Annotated in this window: 22 protein-coding genes and 2 tRNA genes; 6 read left to right on the plus strand and 18 right to left on the minus strand. The window is 45.6% G+C overall.

What is annotated here, in order from left to right:
- Positions 1-189 precede the first annotated feature (189 nt).
- The 5 genes from rplS to ffh all read right to left on the minus strand — a co-directional run bounded on the left by rplS (position 190) and on the right by ffh (position 3773).
- Positions 190-543, minus strand: a complete 354-nt coding sequence (gene rplS / locus KIV40_RS01000) for a 50S ribosomal protein L19 (RefSeq protein WP_005379971.1) — start codon at positions 541-543, stop codon at positions 190-192.
- A gap of 41 nt (positions 544-584) precedes the next feature.
- A complete protein-coding gene (trmD, locus tag KIV40_RS01005; protein WP_005425529.1) occupies positions 585-1328 on the minus strand; it encodes a tRNA (guanosine(37)-N1)-methyltransferase TrmD in 744 nt (247 codons plus the stop codon).
- A 27-nt stretch (positions 1329-1355) separates the two neighbouring features.
- Entirely contained in the window at positions 1356-1904 is a 549-nt protein-coding gene (gene rimM / locus KIV40_RS01010; RefSeq protein ID WP_005534055.1) for a ribosome maturation factor RimM, read from the minus strand.
- Positions 1905-1931: 27 nt separating this feature from the next.
- Complete coding sequence (gene rpsP / locus KIV40_RS01015) at positions 1932-2180, minus strand: 30S ribosomal protein S16 (protein ID WP_004410028.1); 249 nt, start codon at positions 2178-2180, stop codon at positions 1932-1934.
- Positions 2181-2390: 210 nt separating this feature from the next.
- Positions 2391-3773 carry a signal recognition particle protein gene (ffh, locus tag KIV40_RS01020; protein WP_285347730.1) on the minus strand — a complete coding sequence of 461 codons (1383 nt, stop codon included), beginning with the start codon at positions 3771-3773 and terminating at the stop codon, positions 2391-2393.
- 213 nt (positions 3774-3986) lie between these two features.
- On the opposite strand from ffh, the gene KIV40_RS01025 reads away from it, so the two are divergent.
- Together KIV40_RS01025 and KIV40_RS01030 are read left to right on the plus strand one after the other, a co-directional pair.
- Positions 3987-4781, plus strand: a complete 795-nt coding sequence (locus tag KIV40_RS01025; RefSeq protein ID WP_005426660.1) for an inner membrane protein YpjD — start codon at positions 3987-3989, stop codon at positions 4779-4781.
- 155 nt (positions 4782-4936) lie between these two features.
- The gene (locus KIV40_RS01030) at positions 4937-6211 is read left to right on the plus strand and encodes an HlyC/CorC family transporter (RefSeq protein ID WP_005426658.1); all 1275 of its coding nucleotides are present in this window, start codon (positions 4937-4939) and stop codon (positions 6209-6211) included.
- Between the two features lie 88 nt (positions 6212-6299).
- Here KIV40_RS01030 and luxS read toward each other — a convergent pair whose 3' ends face one another.
- The 10 genes from luxS to KIV40_RS01080 all read right to left on the minus strand — a co-directional run bounded on the left by luxS (position 6300) and on the right by KIV40_RS01080 (position 17994).
- On the minus strand, positions 6300-6818 hold the full coding sequence (gene luxS, locus KIV40_RS01035) for an S-ribosylhomocysteine lyase (protein WP_012128886.1): 519 nt from the start codon (positions 6816-6818) through the stop codon (positions 6300-6302).
- 89 nt (positions 6819-6907) lie between these two features.
- The gene (locus tag KIV40_RS01040) at positions 6908-7513 is read right to left on the minus strand and encodes a hypothetical protein (RefSeq protein WP_005438049.1); all 606 of its coding nucleotides are present in this window, start codon (positions 7511-7513) and stop codon (positions 6908-6910) included.
- Between the two features lie 19 nt (positions 7514-7532).
- Complete coding sequence (gene gshA, locus KIV40_RS01045) at positions 7533-9101, minus strand: glutamate--cysteine ligase (RefSeq protein WP_012128888.1); 1569 nt, start codon at positions 9099-9101, stop codon at positions 7533-7535.
- Positions 9102-9264: 163 nt separating this feature from the next.
- Entirely contained in the window at positions 9265-12108 is a 2844-nt protein-coding gene (locus KIV40_RS01050; protein ID WP_285347732.1) for a pitrilysin family protein, read from the minus strand.
- 9 nt (positions 12109-12117) lie between these two features.
- Positions 12118-12579, minus strand: a complete 462-nt coding sequence (locus tag KIV40_RS01055; RefSeq protein ID WP_012128890.1) for a YqaA family protein — start codon at positions 12577-12579, stop codon at positions 12118-12120.
- Positions 12573-13523: an NADP-dependent oxidoreductase gene (locus KIV40_RS01060; protein WP_285347733.1), complete on the minus strand. Its 951-nt coding sequence runs from the start codon at positions 13521-13523 to the stop codon at positions 12573-12575. The genes KIV40_RS01055 and KIV40_RS01060 overlap by 7 nt, the downstream gene beginning before the upstream one ends.
- A 149-nt stretch (positions 13524-13672) precedes the next feature.
- Positions 13673-14803, minus strand: a complete 1131-nt coding sequence (locus tag KIV40_RS01065) for a sodium ion-translocating decarboxylase subunit beta (RefSeq protein WP_005426644.1) — start codon at positions 14801-14803, stop codon at positions 13673-13675.
- A gap of 9 nt (positions 14804-14812) precedes the next feature.
- Entirely contained in the window at positions 14813-16594 is a 1782-nt protein-coding gene (gene oadA / locus KIV40_RS01070) for a sodium-extruding oxaloacetate decarboxylase subunit alpha (protein WP_228176231.1), read from the minus strand.
- A 33-nt stretch (positions 16595-16627) separates the two neighbouring features.
- Positions 16628-16885 carry an oxaloacetate decarboxylase subunit gamma gene (locus KIV40_RS01075; RefSeq protein WP_038870443.1) on the minus strand — a complete coding sequence of 86 codons (258 nt, stop codon included), beginning with the start codon at positions 16883-16885 and terminating at the stop codon, positions 16628-16630.
- A gap of 467 nt (positions 16886-17352) precedes the next feature.
- Positions 17353-17994, minus strand: a complete 642-nt coding sequence (locus tag KIV40_RS01080) for a response regulator transcription factor (protein WP_285347734.1) — start codon at positions 17992-17994, stop codon at positions 17353-17355.
- Between the two features lie 574 nt (positions 17995-18568).
- Between KIV40_RS01080 and KIV40_RS01085 the strand changes: the two genes are divergently transcribed.
- Genes KIV40_RS01085 through KIV40_RS01100 form a run of 4 tightly spaced genes read left to right on the plus strand, consistent with a single transcriptional unit; the run spans position 18569 to position 21305 of the window.
- The gene (locus KIV40_RS01085) at positions 18569-19696 is read left to right on the plus strand and encodes a dentin sialophosphoprotein (RefSeq protein ID WP_285347736.1); all 1128 of its coding nucleotides are present in this window, start codon (positions 18569-18571) and stop codon (positions 19694-19696) included.
- 19 nt (positions 19697-19715) lie between these two features.
- Positions 19716-20039: a hypothetical protein gene (locus KIV40_RS01090; RefSeq protein ID WP_010643227.1), complete on the plus strand. Its 324-nt coding sequence runs from the start codon at positions 19716-19718 to the stop codon at positions 20037-20039.
- Positions 20040-20047: 8 nt separating this feature from the next.
- Entirely contained in the window at positions 20048-20725 is a 678-nt protein-coding gene (locus KIV40_RS01095) for a C39 family peptidase (protein ID WP_005534088.1), read from the plus strand.
- Positions 20726-20738: 13 nt separating this feature from the next.
- A complete protein-coding gene (locus KIV40_RS01100; RefSeq protein WP_103412696.1) occupies positions 20739-21305 on the plus strand; it encodes a hypothetical protein in 567 nt (188 codons plus the stop codon).
- Between the two features lie 73 nt (positions 21306-21378).
- Here the strand turns inward: KIV40_RS01100 and KIV40_RS01105 are convergent, their stop codons facing one another.
- The 3 genes from KIV40_RS01105 to KIV40_RS01115 form a co-directional block, all read right to left on the minus strand.
- The gene (locus tag KIV40_RS01105; RefSeq protein ID WP_285347737.1) at positions 21379-22374 is read right to left on the minus strand and encodes a transporter; all 996 of its coding nucleotides are present in this window, start codon (positions 22372-22374) and stop codon (positions 21379-21381) included.
- A gap of 195 nt (positions 22375-22569) precedes the next feature.
- Positions 22570-22646: transfer RNA gene (locus KIV40_RS01110), tRNA-Arg, on the minus strand.
- Between the two features lie 57 nt (positions 22647-22703).
- Positions 22704-22780, minus strand: a tRNA-Arg gene (locus tag KIV40_RS01115).
- Positions 22781-22790 lie beyond the last annotated feature (10 nt).

Genomic DNA, 22790 nt, shown 5'->3' on the forward strand with positions numbered 1-22790 from the left:
TCCATACCATTGAACGAGTTGGGGATCACTTTTTACTATCTCTCGGAGGACAAATGCCGCTCATTAACCGAAGCACTCCACTATATCAGAGCAAGTATTCCTGACTCTCGAAGCACTGCGCCCTTTTTCACACATAAAAAAACGGAGCCCAGATGGGCTCCGTTTACTATGAGAACGCTAGTTATAGCATTACTTCTTAGCAAGTTTCTCTTTGATACGAGCAGACTTACCAGAACGCTCACGTAGGTAGTACAACTTGGCACGACGTACTGCACCACGGCGTTTAACTTCGATGCTATCAACGATTGGAGAGTGTGTTTGGAACGTACGCTCAACACCTTCACCGTTAGAGATCTTACGTACAGTGAAAGCAGAGTGAAGACCACGGTTACGGATTGCGATTACAACGCCTTCGAAAGCCTGTAGACGCTCACGGTCACCTTCTTTAACTTTAACCTGAACTACAACAGTGTCACCTGGTGCAAATTTAGGTAGGTCTGATTTCATTTGCTCTTCTTCAAGAGCTTTGATGATGTTACTCATTTTTTAAATTCCTAGAATAAACTGATACTAAATAAATTAGGTTACTTTGCGTTATGTTCACTAATGAACTCAGCAAGTAATTGTTCCTGTTCGTCAGTCAGAGCTAGGTTTTCCAGGAGCTCTGGTCTTCTAAGCCAAGTTCGGCCCAGCGACTGTTTTAGTCGCCATTGACGAATGTCCTTGTGATTGCCTGACATCAGTACCGCTGGTACCTCTTTGTCATCCAATACTTCTGGACGCGTATAGTGAGGGCAATCTAACAAGCCATTTGCAAAAGAATCTTCTTCTGCTGACGCGAAATCCCCTAGTACACCCGGAACAAACCGAGAGACAGAATCGATCAACGTCATGGCTGGTATCTCACCACCCGTCATCACAAAATCACCAATCGACCATTCTTCGTCGACTTCAGATTGAATGATGCGCTCATCTACCCCTTCGTAACGACCACAAATCAGAAGTAAATTCTCATTCGTTGCCAGTTCTTCGACTCCTTTCTGGTCGAGCTTGCGACCTTGAGGAGAAAGGTAAATGACTTTCGTCTTACCCGGTGAGGCTGCTTTCGCGGTATGAATGGCATCGCGCAAAGGCTGAACCATCATTAACATACCAGGACCACCACCGTAAGGTCGGTCATCGACAGTGCGATGTTTGTCATGAGTGAAATCGCGAGGATTCCAAGTCTCAATCGACAAAAGACCTTTTTTAACCGCTTGACCTGTTACCCCAAAATCAGTAACAGAACGGAACATTTCAGGAAAAAGGCTAATAACGCCAACCCACATGTTTATCTCGCTCTGTAATTTTGGAGATTAGAATCCAGGATCCCAGTCAACTTCGATCCGTTGAGCTTCGCGATCAACTTTGATGATCACTTGCTCTTCAAGGAACGGAATTAATCGTTCCTTCTGCCCGAAAGCATCTTTTAGATTTGCTTTAACAACCAGAACATCGTTTGAGCCAGTTTCTAGAATGTCAGATACGACACCTAGATCGTAACCTTTAGTGGTTACTACTTGCATCCCAAACAATTCACGCCAGTAGAATTCATCTTCTGACAATTCAGGCAGTACCGCAGGGTCAATAGCAATTTCAAAGTTCGTCAGTAAATGCGCGTCTTCGCGAATATCCAGACCTTCCAGCTTAGCCACCATACCTTTGTTATGGCGCTTCCAGCTCTCTACTTTGTACTCAACCCACGTACCCTTTTGATTAATAAACCAAGGGCTGTAATCGAAAATGCTTTCAGCATTGTCTGTGTAGGAAAAAACCTTAAGCCAACCACGAATGCCGTAAGTAGCACCAAACTTGCCTACAACAATCTTTTCGTTGCTCATTGTTTCTTTACCTTTCATCGACATAAACTAGTTTCTACTTCTAAAGTAAAATTAAGCCGCTTTTTGAGCGTCTTTAACTAGCTTAGCAACGCGGTCAGATAGAGACGCGCCTTGGCCAACCCAGTGGTTAACGCGGTCTAGGTCTAGACGTAGACCTTCTTCTTGACCTTGTGCAGTTGGGTTAAAGAAACCAACTTTCTCGATGAAACGGCCAGTTGCAGCGTTGCGGCTGTCCGCTACTACGATTTGATAAAATGGACGCTTTTTAGCGCCGTGACGTGCCAAACGAATGGTTACCATGTCGTCCTCTTTGCTTTCTCAAAAATAAAATTAACCCCAATAATCGTCCAAAAAGCTGAACAATCTGGGGTCTCGTGCCAAAATAAAGCTCCGGAATTTTACTCTTATCCCGGAGCAATGCAAGGGGTTTAGTTACTTTTTCACCAACATAAATTGAAATTCAAGTTTGTGATGTAGCTAACACCCTGAAACTAAAGTCTAGGCAATCGTTTAACGACCAAATGGGTTGAAGCCACCGCCGCCACCCATACCGCCCATCATGCCTTGCATGTTACGCATCATGCCTTTCATGCCGCCCTTCTGCATTTTCTTCATCATCTTCTGCATTTGGGTGAACTGCTTCAGTAGACGGTTAACGTCTTGAACCTGTACACCTGAACCTGCAGCGATACGCTTTTTACGCGAACCTTTGATGATTTCAGGACGTTGACGTTCTTTCATTGTCATTGAGCTGATGATCGCTTCCATTTGCTTGAACATCTTGTCATCGACTTTGTCTTTTACGTCTGATGGTAGCTGAGACATACCTGGTAGCTTATCTAGCATGCCCATCATGCCACCCATGTTTTGCATCTGACCTAGCTGTTCACGGAAGTCTTCAAGGTCAAAACCTTTCTTCTCTTTGAACTTCTTCGCTAGTTTCTCTGCTTTTTCTTGGTCAACATTGCGTTGTAGGCCTTCAATCAGTGACAGTACGTCACCCATACCTAGAATACGCGATGCAACACGATCAGGGTGGAACGGTTCTAGTGCGTCGGTCTTTTCACCCACACCTAGGAATTTGATTGGCTTACCCGTGATATGACGAACCGATAGCGCCGCACCACCACGTGCGTCACCATCTACTTTAGTCAGAATCACGCCAGTTAGCGGTAGCGCATCACCGAATGCTTTTGCTGTGTTCGCCGCATCTTGACCTGTCATTGCATCAACAACGAACAGCGTCTCAACCGGGTTAATCGCTGAGTGAAGATCTTTAATCTCACCCATCATTTCTTCATCGATAGCCAAACGACCCGCGGTATCGACAATCAATACGTCGTAGAATTTCTTCTTCGCGTGGTCAATTGCTGCGTTAGCAATATCAAGTGGCTTTTGATCTGGTGAAGATGGGAAGAAGTCGACACCGATGTCTGATGCTAGGGTTTCTAGCTGTTTGATCGCCGCAGGACGGTAAACGTCGGCAGACACAACCAAGACTTTCTTCTTATCGCGCTCTTTCAGAAGCTTAGATAGCTTACCTACCGATGTGGTTTTACCCGCACCTTGTAGACCTGCCATCAAAAGTACTGCTGGCGGCTGTGCTGCTAGGTTAAGCGCTTCGTTAGACTCACCCATTACCGCTTCAAGCTCAGCTTGAACGATCTTGATGAATTCTTGGCCCGGCGTTAGGGATTTAGAAACTTCTACGCCAACCGCTTTTTCTTTAACGCGGTTTACAAATTCACGTACAACAGGAAGCGCAACGTCCGCTTCCAATAGTGCCATGCGTACTTCACGTAGGGTTTCTTTAATGTTGTCTTCGGTCAGACGACCTTTGCCACTGATATTCTTCAGCGTTTTGGATAATCGATCCGTTAAATTCTCAAACATCTTTGTCTCTTCGCTAAAATGGCGATTAATTAGTGTGAGTATACCTTAGCCAACGTCACAGTCATACCCGAACACTGCTCTTATCCTTAACTTGAGGGCTAACTCGTTAATTTCAATATCTCATCTCTCGTGATTGATGAGGCATCGCCCATAGCCCCAAAGAGTAATGCAAGGTATAATTTTCACCATTGTGCACAATAACTCTTAAGATTCATGGATAGCTTAATTGCCATCGCAGCCGCCATTCTTTACGTTTTGGCAATTGCGACCATCATTCCCGGACTCTCTCAGCAGTCTGGAATCAAAGCGAAAACCGTATTTGCCAGCGCGGCATGTGCGTTGGTTTTTCACGCTTGGATTCTGAGTGATCTGATTTTCGACGGTTCAGGACAAAACCTCAGCATTCTTAATGTTGCCTCTTTGATCAGCTTTATTATCTCGCTGGTAATGAGTGTGGCGATGCTAAAGAACCGCCTATGGTTCCTTCTTCCTGTGGTTTATAGCTTTGCTGCCATCAATTTAACTGCTGCTACGTTCTTACCAAGCACCTTTATTAAGCATTTAGAAAACGACCCTAAGCTACTTATTCACATTTCTTTTGCGTTGTTCTCCTACGCGACTTTAACCATTGGTGCGCTTTATGCACTGCAATTGGCGTGGCTCGATCACAAGCTTAAAGCGAAGAAGTCGTTAGCAATCAACCCGAACTTGCCACCTTTAATGATGGTTGAGCGCCAACTGTTCAAGATTATCTTGATTGGTAACTTGCTACTGACAGGCACCCTATTGACTGGCTTTGTCTTCGTGCAAGACATGTTTGCCCAGGGTAAAGCACACAAAGGCATTCTTTCTTTCATCGCTTGGATTGTGTACTCGATTCTGCTTTGGGGACACTACCAGAAAGGCTGGCGTGGTAAGAAGGTTACCTGGTTTGCCGTTGCGGGAGCGACATTGTTAACCTTGGCATACTTCGGTAGTCGCTTTGTGAAAGAGATCATTTTAAGTTGATGTTCTCCATCTATAAAATTGCAATTAATAAGGAGCCTTGTGCTCCTTATCCTTTATATTGATGGGCAAATAAAATAGAGTACCCCTTATTCCATTGACTTAATGGCCAAGCTCGGTCATAAATTAACCAAACACATACAAGGAACAGCAGCGTTTTGGACGACATATCTACGGGTATCTTATTTGCGCTACTCGCGTGTCTTATCGTCATATCAGGTTACTTCTCCGGTTCAGAAACAGGGATGATGTCTTTGAACCGCTACCGCTTAAAGCACTTAGCCAATAATGGGCATAAAGGGGCCAAGCGAGTCGAAAAACTACTAGACCGCCCAGATCGCCTGATTGGTCTTATCCTTATCGGCAACAACCTCGTGAATATCCTAGCCTCTGCCATCGCAACCATTCTTGGTATGCGTTTGTATGGTGATTTAGGTGTCGCGATAGCAACAGGAGCACTCACCATGGTTGTCTTGGTGTTTGCCGAAGTCACGCCGAAAACCATCGCATCGCTTTACCCAGAGCGTGTTTCTTACGCTAGTAGTATCCTTCTTACTATTCTGATGAAGATACTGTCACCACTGGTGATGCTGGTGAACTTCATTACCAACGGCTTTATTCGTTTGATTGGCGTGAAAGCGGATCACACCACTGAAGATCACTTAAGCTCAGAAGAACTGCGTACCGTGGTCAACGAAGCGGGCGGCCTTATTCCTCGTCGCCACCAAGACATGCTGGTTTCGATTCTGGATCTGGAGCACGTCACCGTGAACGACATCATGGTGCCACGTAATGAGATCACGGGGATCGACATCAATGACGATTGGAAATCTATCGTCCGTCAGCTGACTCACTCTCCTCATGGTCGTATTGTGCTGTACCGTGATCAGATTGATGAAGTGGTTGGCATGCTGCGCCTTCGTGAAGCGTACCGCTTGATGCTAGAAAAGAACGAATTCAACAAAGAAACGCTACTGCGTGCTGCCGATGAGGTGTATTACATACCAGAGGGCACACCTCTGAACGTGCAAATGTTGAAGTTTCAACGCAACAAACAGCGTATCGGCTTAATTGTCGATGAGTATGGCGACATTAACGGCCTAGTGACGTTGGAAGATATCTTGGAAGAGATCGTTGGCGAATTTACCACTTCTATCGCACCAAGTTTATCGGAAGAAATTACTCCGCAAGGTGATGGCAGCTTCTTGATTGAAGGCAGCGCCAACATTCGTGATATCAACAAAGGCTTGAAGTGGAAACTACCAACCGACGGCCCACGAACTTTGAATGGTCTGATTCTGGAGCATTTAGAAGATATTCCAGAGAGCCACTTAAGCGTCCAAGTCGCTGGGCATCCAATGGAAATTGTCGATATTGAAGAGAACCGAATCAAGCTGGTGAAGGTGTACCCAAAGCTGAAAAAGAGCAGTTAAGTACACCACTTCCAATATTCCAATCAACAAAAAAGAGCCTGACATTGTCAGGCTCTTTTGTTTTCAGTTGTCGAAACTAAAAGCTAAGTTAGTCGATGCGTAGCTCTCTCAGCATTGACTCTGGCAGTGCCAATTCATCATTCTTATTCACCGCCACACCCACTTCTAGAATGTTCTTCGCGATTTGCTTCGCTTCATCCAGAGAGTGCATCGCTGCTGTACCACATTGGTATTCGTTCAACTCAGGGATCTTGTTTTGGTTTTCTACTTTTAGTACGTCTTCCATCGCGGCAATCCAAGCGTCAGCCACTTGCTGCTCTGAAGGCGTACCAATCAAGCTCATGTAGAAACCAGTACGGCACCCCATTGGTGAGATATCAATGATCTCAACGCTATCACCATTTAGGTGATTACGCATAAAGCCTGCGTACAAATGCTCTAATGTATGAATTCCTTTCTCAGAAAGGATGTCTTTGTTTGGAGCAGTGAAACGTAGGTCGAATACCGTGATGGTGTCTCCTTTTGGAGTTTGCATCGTTTTAGCCACACGAACCGCTGGTGCATTCATACGCGTGTGGTCTACGGTAAAGCTGTCTAATAAAGGCATTACATCTCTCCTAATTGTAATCACCAACACTCTCAAGTATTGGTCGTTATTTTTTGTTCATTCCCTCACCTAAAAGTCAATTAGATGAGCTAAAAGAACCAGCCGCTGTTGTCTTCTAATTCCTGACGACATTGTTTCAGCTGCCAGCCATATGTCTTTGCGGTTTGCTCTACGCGTCTTGCAACCTTAATCAAGCTTGGTTTGCTGTTATAAGTTCCACGTTTGTAACCGCCACGCCCCTCGTGATAGGCAAGGTACTGGTTGTAAGGATCCCACAACGAGATGCCCAATTGGCGACGAGTTTCATGGGTATACCAACCGACAAACATCATGGAGTCGTCAAAGTTAGTACGTGAACCGCCTTGTCCCGTTGCATCTTGGAAATCATCCCAAGCAGGATCTTGAGCCTGAGCATAGCCGTATGCGCTGCTTACACGCCCCCATGGAATAAAGCCAAGAATGTAATCTTTTGGTGGTCGAGCGTCGTGGCGAAAGCTACTTTCTTGCTTAATGATCGCCATGGCCACGTTGATTGGCGTGCCCCACTCTTCTTCCATATCTTTGGCATCTTCATACCAACCAGATTTTTCTCGGAATATTTCACATAGGTTGTCTTGTTGCTTTGGGGGCGCAGTCGCACAACCGGCTAACATCACACTCCCAAGCACAGACACGACTAACGGCTTAATGTCCAATCCCTGTCCTTACTACTGATTATTGTTTTAGATAAGCAAAGTAATCTTCTAAGAAATCATCGAAGGATAACGTATCACTTTGCTCTGCTTGTTTTTGCTTCTCTAGCGATGTCGCAACTTCCGTTTCCATTGCGTCAGCTGAATATTGCTCATAGCTGTGTGCTAGGTTTTCTTCACGGAACTTCATGCCAAGCGCACAACCCACTTTACCTAAACCGCCGTGCTCTTTTGTCAGTTCAAGCAGTTGGCCAGAAATAGTCAGCTCTGGTTCATCAATCCAAGATTCTAGTTTGTCGCAAACCGCTTGGTACGCATTACCACCAGCCGCACTATCCATTTCAACCGCAATCTGGCGAAGATCAGCGAACACTCTGTGTGCCCAATCTTGCAGAGATAAACGCTCGCCTTGGCAACCGATTTGCAGCATCAAGCCTTTCTCACGACCAGAGACAATCACCTTGTTCCAGTTGTCACGCCAGCATTCAAGCTCACAGTTGTCCATTGGGTCTGAGTCAGAAAGCGCTGCCCACGTTAGGAATAAATCAAGGAAGCGAACTTGCTCTTCACTCACGCCAACGGCACTGAATGGGTTCACGTCTAACGAGCGAACTTCAATGTATTCCACACCGCCACGTTGCAAGGCTTCAGAAGGTTTTTCACCGCTCTTCGTTACGCGCTTCGGACGAATTGGGGCGTAGAGTTCATTCTCAATTTGCAGAATGTTTGAGTTCAGCTGACGGTACTCACCATCCACTTTCACGCCAATCTCTGCAAACTCTTCAGATGGACGTCGAATCGCGTCACTTAAACCATCAAGATACTGGTCGATAGAATTAAAGCCAATCTTAAGCACGCTTTGAGCGCTGTTGGTGTAACCGAGATCACTTAGACGCAGAGAGGTCGCTTTTGGTAGGAATAAAGTCCCGCCAATTTTTTCAAATGGTAGATCGGTTTCACGACCTTGAATGAACGAGCCACACAGTGCCGGTGACGCACCAAAGAAGTACGGGATCATCCAGCCAAAGCGGTAGTAGTTACGAATCAGCGCAAAGTACGCGTCTGATTTCGTGTCTTGGCGTGCTTCTTCATCTTGCTCACCATGCAAGGCGTCCCAAAATGACTCAGGGAAAGAGAAATTAAAATGCACGCCCGAGATAATTTGCATCAAGCTACCGTAACGGCGTTTTAGGCCTTCACGGTAAAGCGTTTTCATTTTTGCTGAGTTTGATGAGCCATACTGAGCGAGCTGAATATCATCCTCGCTACCCACGTAACATGGCATTGAAAGTGGCCACATTTTCTCTTCACCCATTTTGGTTTGAGTGAAGTGATGAATGTCTTTCAACTGCCCCATTAATTCAGGGATCTCGTGTGATACTGGCGTAATAAATTCCAGTAGGGACTCAGAAAAGTCGGTCGTGATCCATTTGTTTGTGAACGCTGAGCCCAAACCCTCTGGATGAGGTGTTGTAGCTAGGTGTCCATCCTGACGATAGCGCAAAGTTTCTCGCTCAACACCGCGTCCAAACTGCTTAAATACTTCTGGGTTTGATGCAACTTGTTTTAGTCGCGCAGCAAAATCAGTCAAAATGAGGTTCGCTTATATTGGGAGCAGGACACTCGCCAAGCGTGGCAAGTGAAAGCTAAGTTATTGATATATAATCCATCTAGATAAATAACCCATCAAAAAGTCATTTATCTAGTTAGAAACGAATAGCGGAGAGTCTCCTCTCCGCTATTAAATGTGTACTCTATCGAATGATTTCAAGCTCTTCCACGTCTTTCCCTAACTTTTCTAGTTGAGGGCGAAGGGATTTCGCATCCCCGACAACGACTATCTGATAGTCATTCGGGTCGAACCATTTTTCAGCTAGAGCGTTGAGCGTCTGCTTATCGACAGTCTCAACAATAGCGTTGCGTTGCTGTAAGTAATCTTTATCTAGGTTGTATTTCAAAATATCACTGATGAGTTTGCCTTTCTGTGTTGGCGTCTCGTATTTCAGTGCATCTTTTTGACCGACCGCTTGGCGCATAAATTTCAATTCATCGTCAGTCATGCCTGATTGTGAGAACTCGTTCAACTCATTCTCCATCTCGATGATAGACGCAACCGTCGAATCTGCACGCACTTGCGCTGTAAAGACAACAGAACCTGTTTCTACGTTGCCGGAGAAATAACCATAGGCACCATAAGTGTAGCCTTTGTCTTCGCGAAGGTTTTGGTTGATACGGCTATTAAAGTTACCCGCTAAGTTAAAGTTTGCCAGCTGCCCCAAGTAGAAATCACCCGTAGCATCGTAAGGCATACCTTGACGAACCATCATGACGACACTCTGTGGTGCGCCTGGCTTATCAACCAAATGTACTTTTTGCGAACCCAATGGCGCGATAGCTTGTGGCGCATACAATGGTGCTGCTTCGTCTTCCCAGTTCGCCCAGAAAGACAACTGCTTCTCTACATCCGCTTTATTGATGTCACCAACCGCAATGATCTGGGCACTTTGTGGCGTGTAGTGCTTCGAATAGAAGTCACGTACATCATCCAGCGTCAGAGCCTTCAATCCTGCTTTGGTGCCATCTTTCGGGCGCGCAAAGATAGAATCGCCATACAGCACTTGGCGACTTGCCTGCGATGCCATCCAGCTTGGTTTTTGATGTTCATACACCAAACCTTCTAGAGCTTGAGCTTTTACGCGGTCGAAGTCTTCTTGCTTAAATGCTGGCGATAGCAACATTTCTTCGACGATCTTTAGCGTTGGCGCTAGGTTTTTCTCCAGAGAAGAAACGCTGATATCTGTGGTGTATCCCGTCGCATCAACAGCAATCACACTGCCTAACTTGTCCAGCTCTGCTTGAATTTCTTCAGCTGAATGTTTTGTCGTGCCTTCTTGCAGCATCGCCGCGGTCAACTGAGCAAGACCCTCTTTACCTTTCTCAACGAATCGTGTCCCTGCTGGCAAGCTAAACTGCATGGTCACGGTTGGTGTCTCGCTGCTCATGGTCCCCAGTAACTCAGAGCCATTCTTGAAGTGTATGTCGTACAACTTCGGCATGATTGCTTCTACTGGGGCACCAACAGGCGGCTGCACAGAGCGATCGAAGTTATCCGTCGCTCGACGGTACGCCAATTGGTCATCGGTAATCTTTTCGTACTCTGGCAAAGTACGCTTTGGTGTCACAAACGTCGCAGGTTTTACCGCAAGTTCGATCTTACCACGTGGCACAACGCTCAGCGTTACCTTGTTCTTACCTTGAATGAAATCACTGTATGCTTTCTCTACGGATTCAGGCGTCACCGCACGAAGCTGTTCAAGTTGCTCTTCAATCAGATCCGGTTTACCAAAGAATGTTTGATTCGACGCCAGTTGCGTTACCTTACCTTTCACACTTTCTAGAGCAAAAATCGCATCAGCTTCCGTTTTGCCTTTCAATTGTTCAAGGCGATCTTTGGTTACGCCGTCTTTGGCAAACTTATCCAGCGATGCCATCAACTCATCATACAACTTAGTAAGATCGCCTTTGTCGCCAGAGTCTCCCATCGCGTAGACATAGAAGTTACACGATAGCTCAGCACAATAATGGAACGATCCTGCATCGACTGCTTTCTGGGTTTTAACTAAGTCTTGATAAAGCACACTGTTAGTGCCACTACCTAGTACACTTGATAGCGTATCTAGCGACGCTTGATTTGCTTCACCGTTGTAGGTTGTCGGCCATGCCACCATGACCATAGGTTGCTGAATACGGTCTTCTAAGGTGATGAATTTGCTTTCTGCTAGTTTCGCAGGCTGCTTAGGTGCATTTTCCACTTCAGGACCACGAGGGATAGAGCCGAAGTATTTATTCACCCACGCCAGCGTCTGTTCAACATCGATATCGCCACCAATGGTCAATACCGCGTTGTTTGGACCATACCAACGTAGGAAGAAAGCTTTCAGATCGTTCACATCAACGCGATCAAGATCTTCAACATAACCGATCGTCTGCCATGAATATGGGTGACCTTCAGGGTACAGCGCTTCAGCCATACGTTCCCACATCAAACCATACGGACGGTTATCGTAACGTTGGGCACGTTCGTTCTTCACAGTAGAACGTTGGATCTCAAACTTACGCTGCGATACCGCATCCAACAGGAAGCCCATACGATCCGACTCTAACCACAGCATTTTCTCTAGCTGGTTAGCTGGTACGGTTTCGAAGTAGTTAGTGCGGTCACGGTTAGTGGTGCCGTTTAGTGTACCACCCGCTTCCGTAATAATTTTGAAGTGCTCTTGATCCCCCACATTCTCAGAGCCTTGGAACATCATGTGCTCAAAGAAATGAGCAAAACCTGACTTACCAATTTCTTCACGCGCTGAACCTACGTGGTAAGTCACATCAACGTGAACCAATGGATCTGAGTCTTCTGGTGCCAGAATCACCGTAAGGCCGTTATCGAGTTGATATTTCTGGTATGGGATTTTCACTTTGCCTTCTTCCGCTTTCGATGACTCGACGAAAGTAACTCCATCAGGCAGTGATGATACAGGGGAGTTTGATGCACAGCCCGTGATCACTAATAGTGAGCACGCGCTTACCCAAAACATTCTCATGCGCTTTCCTTAAAATAAACCGTGATAGATGGCGGCCAACAAGCTATACCTTGCGGCTTTGCCTAAAAATATAAGAACCAAACACGGCAGAAATTTCATCCTTAACCATCCTGCCGCTAAACATAGCGGGTCACCAATCACTGGTAACCAGCTAAAAAACAATCCCCAATACCCATATTTAGATAACCACTTCAATGCGGTATGAGCGTGCTTCTCATCTTGGGTTTTATTTGGAATCCACAACCCAAGCCAATAGTTAGTAAGACCGCCAAGGGTATTACCAATGGTGGCAACAATAATGATGGAAGAAACTGAGTATTGGTTTAACGATAAGGTGGCAATCAATCCAGCCTCAGAGCCACCAGGTAATAAAGTGGCGCTGAGAAAGCCTGTCATGAACAACACCCATAATGCGGAGTCAGAAAACCAGAGTGCTAAGTTTTCAAAGGCAGCATTAAATGCCTCTAACATGTCATATCAAGCAAGACCTTGCCTCGCGTCCGTCCGGATTCAACTTGTTTGTGTGCTTCCACAACCTCATTCATCGGATAGACGTGTTGTATTTCAGTTTTCAGCAATCCAACCCCAACCATGTAAAGTAGGGTATCTAATTGCTCACGTTCAGGCTCGACTAACATACCGCTGGCTTCAAAACCCAATAGTTTAGCTTTTTCACAAATCAGCTCTGCGGTAATGGTAGGCACCGTAATGACACGAGCGTTATCAGTCAGACATTTGAGGGCATCTAAAGCAGCATCGCCACCAACAAGATCAATCAAAACATCCACATCTTCAACACGTTCTGACACTTGGGCAAATTGATAGTTCACTGCGTGAGCGCCAAGTGTGGCGAGGTAGTCTAAATTTCGTTCACTACAAGTGGTAAACACTTCTGCTTTCGTCGCTACTGCAATTTGTACCGCTATATGACCAACACCACCCGCACCAGCAAGAATTAAAACGCGGTCACCTTCCGTCACATTGGCTTTGCTTAAGGCTTGAGCCGCCGTTTGCCCAGCTAAGGGTAGCGCCGCTGCTGCTTCTAATGTCACGGTATTCGGTACATGACTCAGCTCCGATTCGGGAACACAAACATACTGACTATAGCCACCACCTCGAACTGGGAAGCCAATAAACCCGGCCACCTCATCACCTTCATTAAAGCGCGATGTCCCTTCTCCACATGACTCGACTTTGCCAGAGGTGTCATAACCGGGAACCCAAGGTAAGTTATCTTTGTTTTGCGCGGCAGCCCAGCCGAGTCCTGCTCGTGTTTTTGCATCAATAGGATTGACGCCTGAATAAGCCACTTTAACGAGGATTTCCCCTGCTTGAGGCGTCGGCGTTGACGCAGTTTGAATTGCAAGAACTTCCGCATTGCCGAACTCGGTAATCGCTATCTGTTTGTGTTCCATAACCCATTCCCTGACAGAAAACAAAAAGGGATGCGAAAAGCATCCCTTTGACTATAAACCATTTTGTTTGCCGAAGTTAATCGCCAATTTGTAAATTGGTGGATAATTCTCTGTCATTGATTATCAACCAATTTACTCAGGATTACTGACTACCCTACGAGTGCCAGCAAGATACCTGCCGCCACGGCCGAACCCAGTACGCCGGCTACGTTTGGTCCCATTGCGTGCATCAGTAGGAAGTTTTGCGGGTTCGCTTCTAGGCCAACCTTGTTCACAACACGTGCCGCCATTGGTACCGCAGAAACCCCTGCCGCACCGATAAGTGGGTTGATGTCTTCTTTCGAGAACTTGTTCAGGAGCTTCGCCATCAGAACACCTGCACCAGTACCGATACTGAAAGCTACTGCACCTAATCCTAAGATACCTAGCGTTTCTATATTCAAGAACTGTTCGGCTTGTAGCTTAGAGCCAACCCCAAGCCCCAAGAAGATGGTCACGATGTTGATCAGCTCGTTTTGCGCCGTTTTAGATAAGCGATCCACGACGCCTGCTTCACGCATCAAGTTACCCAAACAGAACATACCAACCAAAGGCGTTGCCGAAGGTAAGAACAGAATCGTCATTAGTAGTACAGCAAGTGGGAACAATACTTTCTCCCATTTACCCACGTGACGAAGCTGAGCCATCTTGATTTGACGCTCTTCTTTGGTTGTTAGAGCTTTCATGATTGGCGGCTGAATGATCGGCACCAAAGCCATGTAGCTGTATGCTGCAACCGCAATCGCGCCAAGCAAATCCGGAGACAGTTTACTCGCTAAGAAGATTGCCGTCGGGCCATCTGCACCACCGATGATCGCGATAGACGATGCATCCGCCATAGAGAACTCCATACCCGGCACATAGTTCAGCAAGATCGCGCCAAATAACGTCGCAAAAATACCAAACTGTGCCGCAGCACCCAGCCACAAGGTCTTCGGGTTTGCAATCAAAGCACCAAAGTCTGTCATTGCACCGACACCCATAAAGATCAGCAGCGGGAATACACCCGATTCAATCCCGATGTAGTAGACGTAGTACAGCAAACCGCCCGGATCGGTAAAGCCAGCGTTTGGAATGTTCGCTAAGATGGCACCAAAGCCAATTGGTAATAACAGTAAGGGCTCAAAGCCTTTTTTAATCGCCAAAAACAGCAAGGCACAGCCAACCAGCATCATACAGATTTGGCCAAACTCGAAGTTAGCGATCCCTGTTTCTGACCATAGGGTCATCAATCCGTCCATGATACTCCCTTACGCTAGACTCAACAGTGGCGAACCAACCGTAACGGCATCACCTTCTTTCACGTTCAGTTCTTGAACTACCCCACCACGTGCTGCACGAACTTCAGTTTCCATCTTCATCGCTTCTAAGATAAGGAGAACGTCACCTTCCACAACTTCAGCACCCGGTTGAACATTCACTTTAAAGATGTTGCCCGCAAGTGGCGCTGGTACGGCTTCCGCAGCACTATTAGCAACAACTGGCGCAGCAGGTTGAGCAGGCGCTGCCGTCGCATTTGGCGTCACAGAAGTTAATTGACCTTGCGGCCCCACTTCGACTTCATACACTTGGCCATCAACGCGCACGCTGTATGTTTCAACGCCACCAGATACAGGTTGTGCTGCAGCAGGCTTCGCGGCTTCTAGCGTTGGGGCTGGTTCGAAGGCATCAGGATTACCACGATTTTTCAGGAATTTCAGGCCAACTTGAGGGAACAGTGCGTAAGTAAGCACATCATCAACACGTTCACTTGCGAGCTTAATGCCTTCAGATTGCGCTTTCTCCATTAAATCAACCGTTAGGTTTTCCATTTCTGCTTCAAGTAAATCGGCAGGACGACAAGTAATAGCTTCTCTACCATCCAACACTTTCGCTTGAAGTGCTGTATTAACAGGAGCAGGCGCTGCACCGTATTCACCCTTCAAAACACCAGCGGTTTCTTTGGTGATGCTCTTATAACGCTCACCTGTCAACACGTTAATTACCGCTTGAGTACCAACGATCTGAGACGTCGGTGTTACCAGCGGGATAAAGCCAAGATCTTCACGTACACGAGGGATCTCTTCCAGTACCTCATCAATACGATCCGCGGCACCTTGCTCTTTTAACTGACCTTCCATGTTGGTCAGCATGCCCCCTGGAACTTGGGCGATTAGAATGCGTGAATCCACACCTTTTAGCTGACCTTCCCACTTAGCGTATTTCTTACGTACTTCACGGAAGTAAGCCGCGATAGGCTCGATTTGGTCGAGTTTCAGATTGGTATCGCGCTCAGTGCCTTGCAGCATCGCAACCACGGTCTCAGTAGGCGTATGGCCGTATGTACAACTCATCGAAGAAATCGCAGTATCAAGAATATCGATACCCGCTTCTACAGCTTTCACGGCGGTCGCAGTAGATAGGCCGGTCGTTGCATGACAGTGAAGCGCTAGTGGCACATCACAAGATGCTTTGATGCGTGTGATCAGCTCTTCCGCTTCATAAGGTTTAAGCAGACCAGACATATCTTTAATACAAAGAGAGTGACAACCTAAGTCTTCAAGACGTTTAGCAAGGTCAACCCATGTGTCTGCGTTATGCACTGGGCTCGTGGTGTAAGACAATGTTCCTTGCGCATGAGCACCAACATCAACAGTGGCTTTTACCGCCTTTTGGAAGTTACGTACGTCATTCATTGCATCAAAGATGCGGAACACGTCCATACCATTGGCATGAGCACGCTCAACAAACTTCTCTACTACGTCGTCAGCATAATGACGGTATCCTAAAAGGTTTTGACCACGTAGTAGCATTTGCATTGGTGTGTTTGGCATCGCTTTTTTTAATTCGCGTAGGCGCTCCCAAGGGTCTTCTCCCAAGAAACGGATACACGCATCAAATGTTGCGCCACCCCAGGTCTCTAAAGACCAGTAACCAACCTTATCTAACTCAGCTGCGATAGGCAGCATATCTTCGATACGCATACGCGTAGCAAACAGGGATTGATGGGCGTCACGAAGGACCACATCAGTGATAGCCAGTGGTTTAGACATGCTCTTAAACTCCTTTTTAATCCTATCTTTCGGCTACTTCGCGACAGAGGCGCGATGTTTATGAATCGCCGCCGAAATCGCCGCCACTACTTGTGGACTAACAGCTGAAGAGGTTGATTGAACGTTGGTGCGTGTTTTTGGTGCTGCGATCGGCTCAGGTACTTCTTCTGGTACCAATCTCGACAAAAGCCGAACGAGATAAACTAGAATGGTGAGGAAAATAAATACGACCGCCATCCCTGTTAGCATCAGGGTGGCCGCATCTACTAGCAGGCTTCCTATATTCGTCATGTTGCTTCCTTTCTTTGTCATCCTGACAATGCGCAGGACTCTAATAGCGTCAAATCCCGACCAATGGATTATCTCGATTGGTTAAATTTTGTCAATTTTGTTTAAGGAAGCTTTTAATTAATCTTTAATATTGATTATTTATTCACTACCCAGATCACAATTCGAGAGAAAATCATCGTTGAACATAAGAATGTTTAACTTATAACCACACTAAATTAAAGTGATTATGAAAACTGCGATTGGTATTTCAAAAAATCAATCTAAATTAAGGAGGAAAATAAAATAAAAACAGAAGCCTACATCAATTCAACCAAATCAAAACAACTGGTTTACAATTTATTTCTTAAGTAATCACACCAAAAGTAAAATGCGAATAAGGTGATACGAGCAAAGGTTTGCCCCTCGGGTTGTTAAACTAGCCGCTCTTGAATGAGCTTATGATTATTTACGCATTCTTTTTTGAGTACTTATTGTGCGGTTAACCCCCCGTTCATCCGCACTATCTTGATAGCATCATGACGGCAATGTACATCCAGTTTCTTGTACAACTTATAGATATGGCTTTTCACCGTACTCTCTGACAAAAACAACTGTGAAGCGATCTGCTGGTTTGATATTCCATAAGCCAGCAACTCTAAAATTTGCCTCTCACGACTGGTTAGCGAATCATGTTGGCATTCCATCGAAACATTCGAGTGTCGGTAGTTGTTGATTAACGTTTCTAAATACACCCTTGGTAACCACAATCCTCCTTGAAATATATATTCCACACTCTCACTTATGTGGGACACAGAAGCACTTTGTAGCAAAATGCCTTTAAGTAGCTTCCATCGCAACAATTCATTTTCAACGCTCTCGCTTGGTACGTTGTGAATCATTAGCGGCCAACCGAATAAATCAAAATCCGGGAGCAAACCTCTGGATTCAAGTCGCCTCATAAAGTCATAGTCAATAAACACAAGATCGATGCTCATGGTATGACTGCGAAAGACGGCCTCTTCTGGTAAACACGTTCTGACTTTTACATCAGGTGCGATTGATAATTGCCCCTCTATTAAATTGGTTTGAAGATTATTCTCCGCTATAAGGAGAAGATGCTTGGTTCCCATAGTATCCACCACTGTTTGCTGACACCTTTACTACCTACCTCCATGTGCCAGTGTTTTCTGATCACCACATTGATGATCAATAAAATTACCAATAGAGAAAATATAGCAGTTCAGGCTGATTTTACGGGCACACCTACGACGTAAAATAACCAAAAGGATTGAGCATTTTTAAATTTAGAGTCGACACCTTTCCACCCAACCTAATTTAACTGCTTGTTCTTACTGACACCTTCAATTCAGGGGTCTAAACATCGACTTAACCGCTGAGATTTTAGGCTGAGTCATCTGATGAGCAAAAACCTACTTTTTCAGCCTTATTAGTCAGATATTTTCATACTTGAAGCACCATAATGAGAGTTATTCTCACTAAGTTGATGATAAAAATTAGCTTTTATCAGTAAGCCAACTAGCTTCTATTCTTCATTTAACTCGCTACTGATAGTTTTCTCATTCATAAGAAACGCCCCCAAAAAACCTTACATATAATTCTATCGCTTCCGCAGTTAAGGAGGCAGCAAGAAGTTTACGTGCAGTCATTTTTAATTAGGAAATATCAGGAAATGGAGTAATCAACATGACTCTTAACAAAACAGGGCTTGCTATCGCAATGTCAGCGATTCTTTTTAGTGGTTCAGTATTCGCTGCTAACGGTATTGATGATGGCGATGACAATAAGCAATGGACGAACAGCGCAAACACGGCAACACAAACCACTACACAAACGAACAGCAGCACAAATGACGCCAGCAGTGCTGATGCAAATACAAATCGTAGTTACAACAACAACAGTACGAATAATGCGAACGACAGTTCTGATTCAAGCATGAACACGACTCGGAGTAACAACGACAACAGTGATAACAGCGACAGTAGCAATGCAAGTACTAACGGTAGCTACAATAACAGTAGTACCAATAATGCGAATGACAATTCAGATTCAAGCATGAACACCACGCGTAGTAACAACGACAACAGTGACCACAACGCGAGCACCAACCAAAGCAATAATGACAACAGCAGTAGCTATGCGAACGATAACTCCAACTCAAGTACGAATGGCAGTTACAACGACAACAGCGATAACCGTGACCAAGCAGACTACCGAGATCAATCAGATAACCGTGACCAAAGCGATAGCAGCGACAACAGCAGTAGTTACGCAAACGACAACTCTGATTCCAGCATGAACACTACACGTAGTAATAACGACAATAGTGATTCAAGCACAACCACTCGTCGTAGTAACAACGATAACAGTGATTCAAGCGTTAATGACAGCAACAACGACAATAGTGACAACCGTAGTTACGCTGACAATAACTCGGACAATCGTGATCAAAGTGATAATCGTGATCAAAGCGATAACCGAAGCTACGCGAACGACAACAGCGATAGCAGCACAAACGATAGCTACAACGACAACAGTGACTCAAGCACAACTAACACGGACAGCTTCAACCAAATCAACATGGATACAGATATGGTCGTAGCAAACTCGGAAGTGATGGGGCAGGTTCACTCAGCATCGGTCACTTACGATGCAGGAGAGAAAGACGCAAAAGTGAAAGTTGAAAACGTGAATAACCTTGGCGGTTTAGATAGTGCTGCGGGTATTACAACTGTGGCACAAAATGCCGGAGCGAACTCACTGATTCAACAGTCTGTTGCTACCAATGCCAGTGTGTTTACTGGTGGTGAGTAAAGGAAGCTAGGAGAAAGCGATGCGTTTGGCACTGTGTACCTTGGGTATGATAGTTGCTTTTTCCGCACACGCGGAAAACATAACGTTATCTGATGAAAGTGTCAGTCTAGAAACAATGAATGAAGCACGAGGTGGCCAGAATGTTGAGCTAGACCTTGTTTATGCAGAATCAGATGTAGATGGCATTTCTTCAGATAACGTAGCGACCAATACCGTGAGCGGAAACAACATACTCTCACCAGGAGCGTTCGCAGACAGTTCAGGGATATCGAGCGTGATTCAGAATACTGGTAACAACGTTCTAATCCAGAACTCAACCGTCGTTAACCTGACACTCAAGTAAATATTGATATGAAAGTTTGGCAAAACTTACCTTGGCTGTTGCTGGCTCTGTCAGCTTCAGCCAATTCATTGGAGTTTCTCCCTCATCGGGGACATTTTTCTGTGCCTGTTAAAAGCTACAAAGAAATCGTATTTGGTGATGTATTTCGTCAACAGTATGATTTCAGTTGCGGTTCAGCAGCACTGGCCTCTCTATTGACCTATCACTATCAAACCCCTTCTTCAGAACAAGATATTTTTAAAAGCATGTACGACAAGGGAGATAAAAAGAAGATCAAAGAGAAAGGCTTTTCACTACTAGACATGAAAGTTTACCTCGATTCCATTGGACTTAACTCAGACGGCTTTCAAGTAGGATTAGAAAAGATTCGCAATGTAGGGGTCCCAGGGATCACACTCGTCAATTTTGATGGTTACATGCACTTCGTGGTGATCAGAGGAATGAACGCAGACTCCGTAATCTTAGGCGATCCATCTCGGGGCACCATGATCATGAAATACGAAGAGTTCCAGAAATACTATCAAGGGATTGTGCTTCTAATCCGTAACGAAGCTGAAGTTGGTCGATCTGGTTTTATTACTGACGATAAGTTTGCTATTTATCATTCCTCTCCCCTAGAAAGCGGTGTGCAAAGAGATTCTCTCGGTGTGTTTAGCATTACGCTCCCCGTCGCTGGAGAGAACTAGATGAGGTGTGGTTATGAGGCTATCTAAGTGGATTCTGACATGCGGTGTTTTGACTTCGACACTTTCTCTAGCGAATGAAGTGGATCTAACGGGGTTAACCCCACTTCCGCAGAATTCGTTGTCCGAACTTCGTGGTGGCTTTCAAGTCACTGACGATTACATCATCAACATCGGATTAAGTATTACCACCACAATCAATGGACAAGATATCCTAAATACCACCATTGCCAATTTAGTTATTGAGAATGGCCACCTTACCAATATTAGCGGCAGCAATAGCTCAGATGGTCTAGGTAACCCCCTCGATCAAGGCATCGTCAACATCATTCAATTTGGCGAAGGCAACTTTATAAGTGATAACCGCGCAAACTCACCAGATGTGGCGAACCCGAATCAACCAAATATCATTAGCTCAGAATTCATCAATTCTAGCATCATCAATATCATTCAAAACACCACAGATAACAGTGTGATTGGTTTAAGTACACTGGTCGACATCGATGCGCAAGTGAGTGGCGTAATGCAACAAATTCGTGCAAACCAGCAACTAGAAGACGCACTGTTGAATCACCTCCAATAATTGCCCACAAGAAGCGCTTGTACAAAAAGGGGCTGTCATCACAACAACCCTTAAATTCCTCTGTATTCATCTACTACAGATTAAATGGCACACGAATCGTTAATTGAAAATCTGGGGTATCTTCGGTTAATCCAGCTTGCGCACTTACGTTGAGCGATGCTCTAGGGCTAAAGGCATAATTAACACCAAACGTCAGTGCATCCAATTGAAGTAACTTCGCGTCATCAGCCGAGCTGCCGTTCACTTTACTTTTCAAAATCGTTTTGTGGCTTACCCCTAACGAAAAAGACAAGTCTGGATTGACGGCAAAGCCCATCCCTCCCGCTAACGCAATGGTATCACCAAGATCAACGTCTGCTTTGGTATCTCCAACAGTAACATTCTCTTCCAAGTTATAGATGTAGCTCAGGCTTGCATACAGCACCGCTGGGTCTGTTGGGTAGATCATTGAAATGTTGGGTTCAAAACTCCAAAAACCAGATCCCGTCGGCACATCACTAAAGGAATTACTGCCTTCGTCTATAGAAACATCGTAAGGCGAACGCCCAGTATCGGATTTGACTCTTAAACCACCGACCCAATAAGGTGCACTATCAAAATTAAACTGGTGGCGGATCGCAAGCTCAACATCTCCCATCCCGCCACCATCGATTGTTGTATTGACCACGCCAGCATTCGAACCGTCCTGAATAGGGCGCGTTGCAATCTGGTCGTTTCGATAAACGTAGGGCAACCGAACCTCCAATTCCGTAGCGTTGGTCAAACCATAGCGAGCGGTTAAGCCAACCGTAACTGTAGTTCTATCAGCATCACTGACCTCAATTCGTCCCACGATCAATGTTGGTAACACGGTATAACCAACCACAGAGACTTTATTTGAAGAGTTTTGCGTGTAGCTAAGTGATGTGTCGAATGACCACTGTCCTCGCGGCGTGAGCACTCCTGGGCGGTCTATAACATCACTGACGGTCTGAGCCCGTTGAGGAGTATCATCGCCTTCCGAGCTATTTGCGGTTTGAGCTACACATACCAACCCAAGAGTGCAGCCAATCAGAGTCTTCCCTAACATCGAGTAATCCTTTCTTGTGGCGGTTATAAACGATTAGGTTAGATCTGAAGGTTTAGCAATGAGTTGATGGCAAGAAGTCGCACAATCTTAAAACAGAAACGCTGGAATGGCTGAGGACAGTATCGATAAGAAAGGGGCAAGCTCTCAGTTCTCAGATACAAAAAAGCCTCGCATAAGCGAGGCTTTTCTAAAGAGTGGCGCGTCCTGGAGGATTCGAACCTCCGACCGCCTGGTTCGTAGCCAGGTACTCTATCCAGCTGAGCTAAGGACGCGCAGTTTTCGATATCGGTATTCCCAATATCAGGAGTTCACGAGGAAACCCTAAAGAGTGGCGCGTCCTGGAGGATTCGAACCTCCGACCGCCTGGTTCGTAGCCAGGTACTCTATCCAGCTGAGCTAAGGACGCGCAAGTTTCG

The organism is Vibrio sp. D173a, from assembly GCF_030248475.1.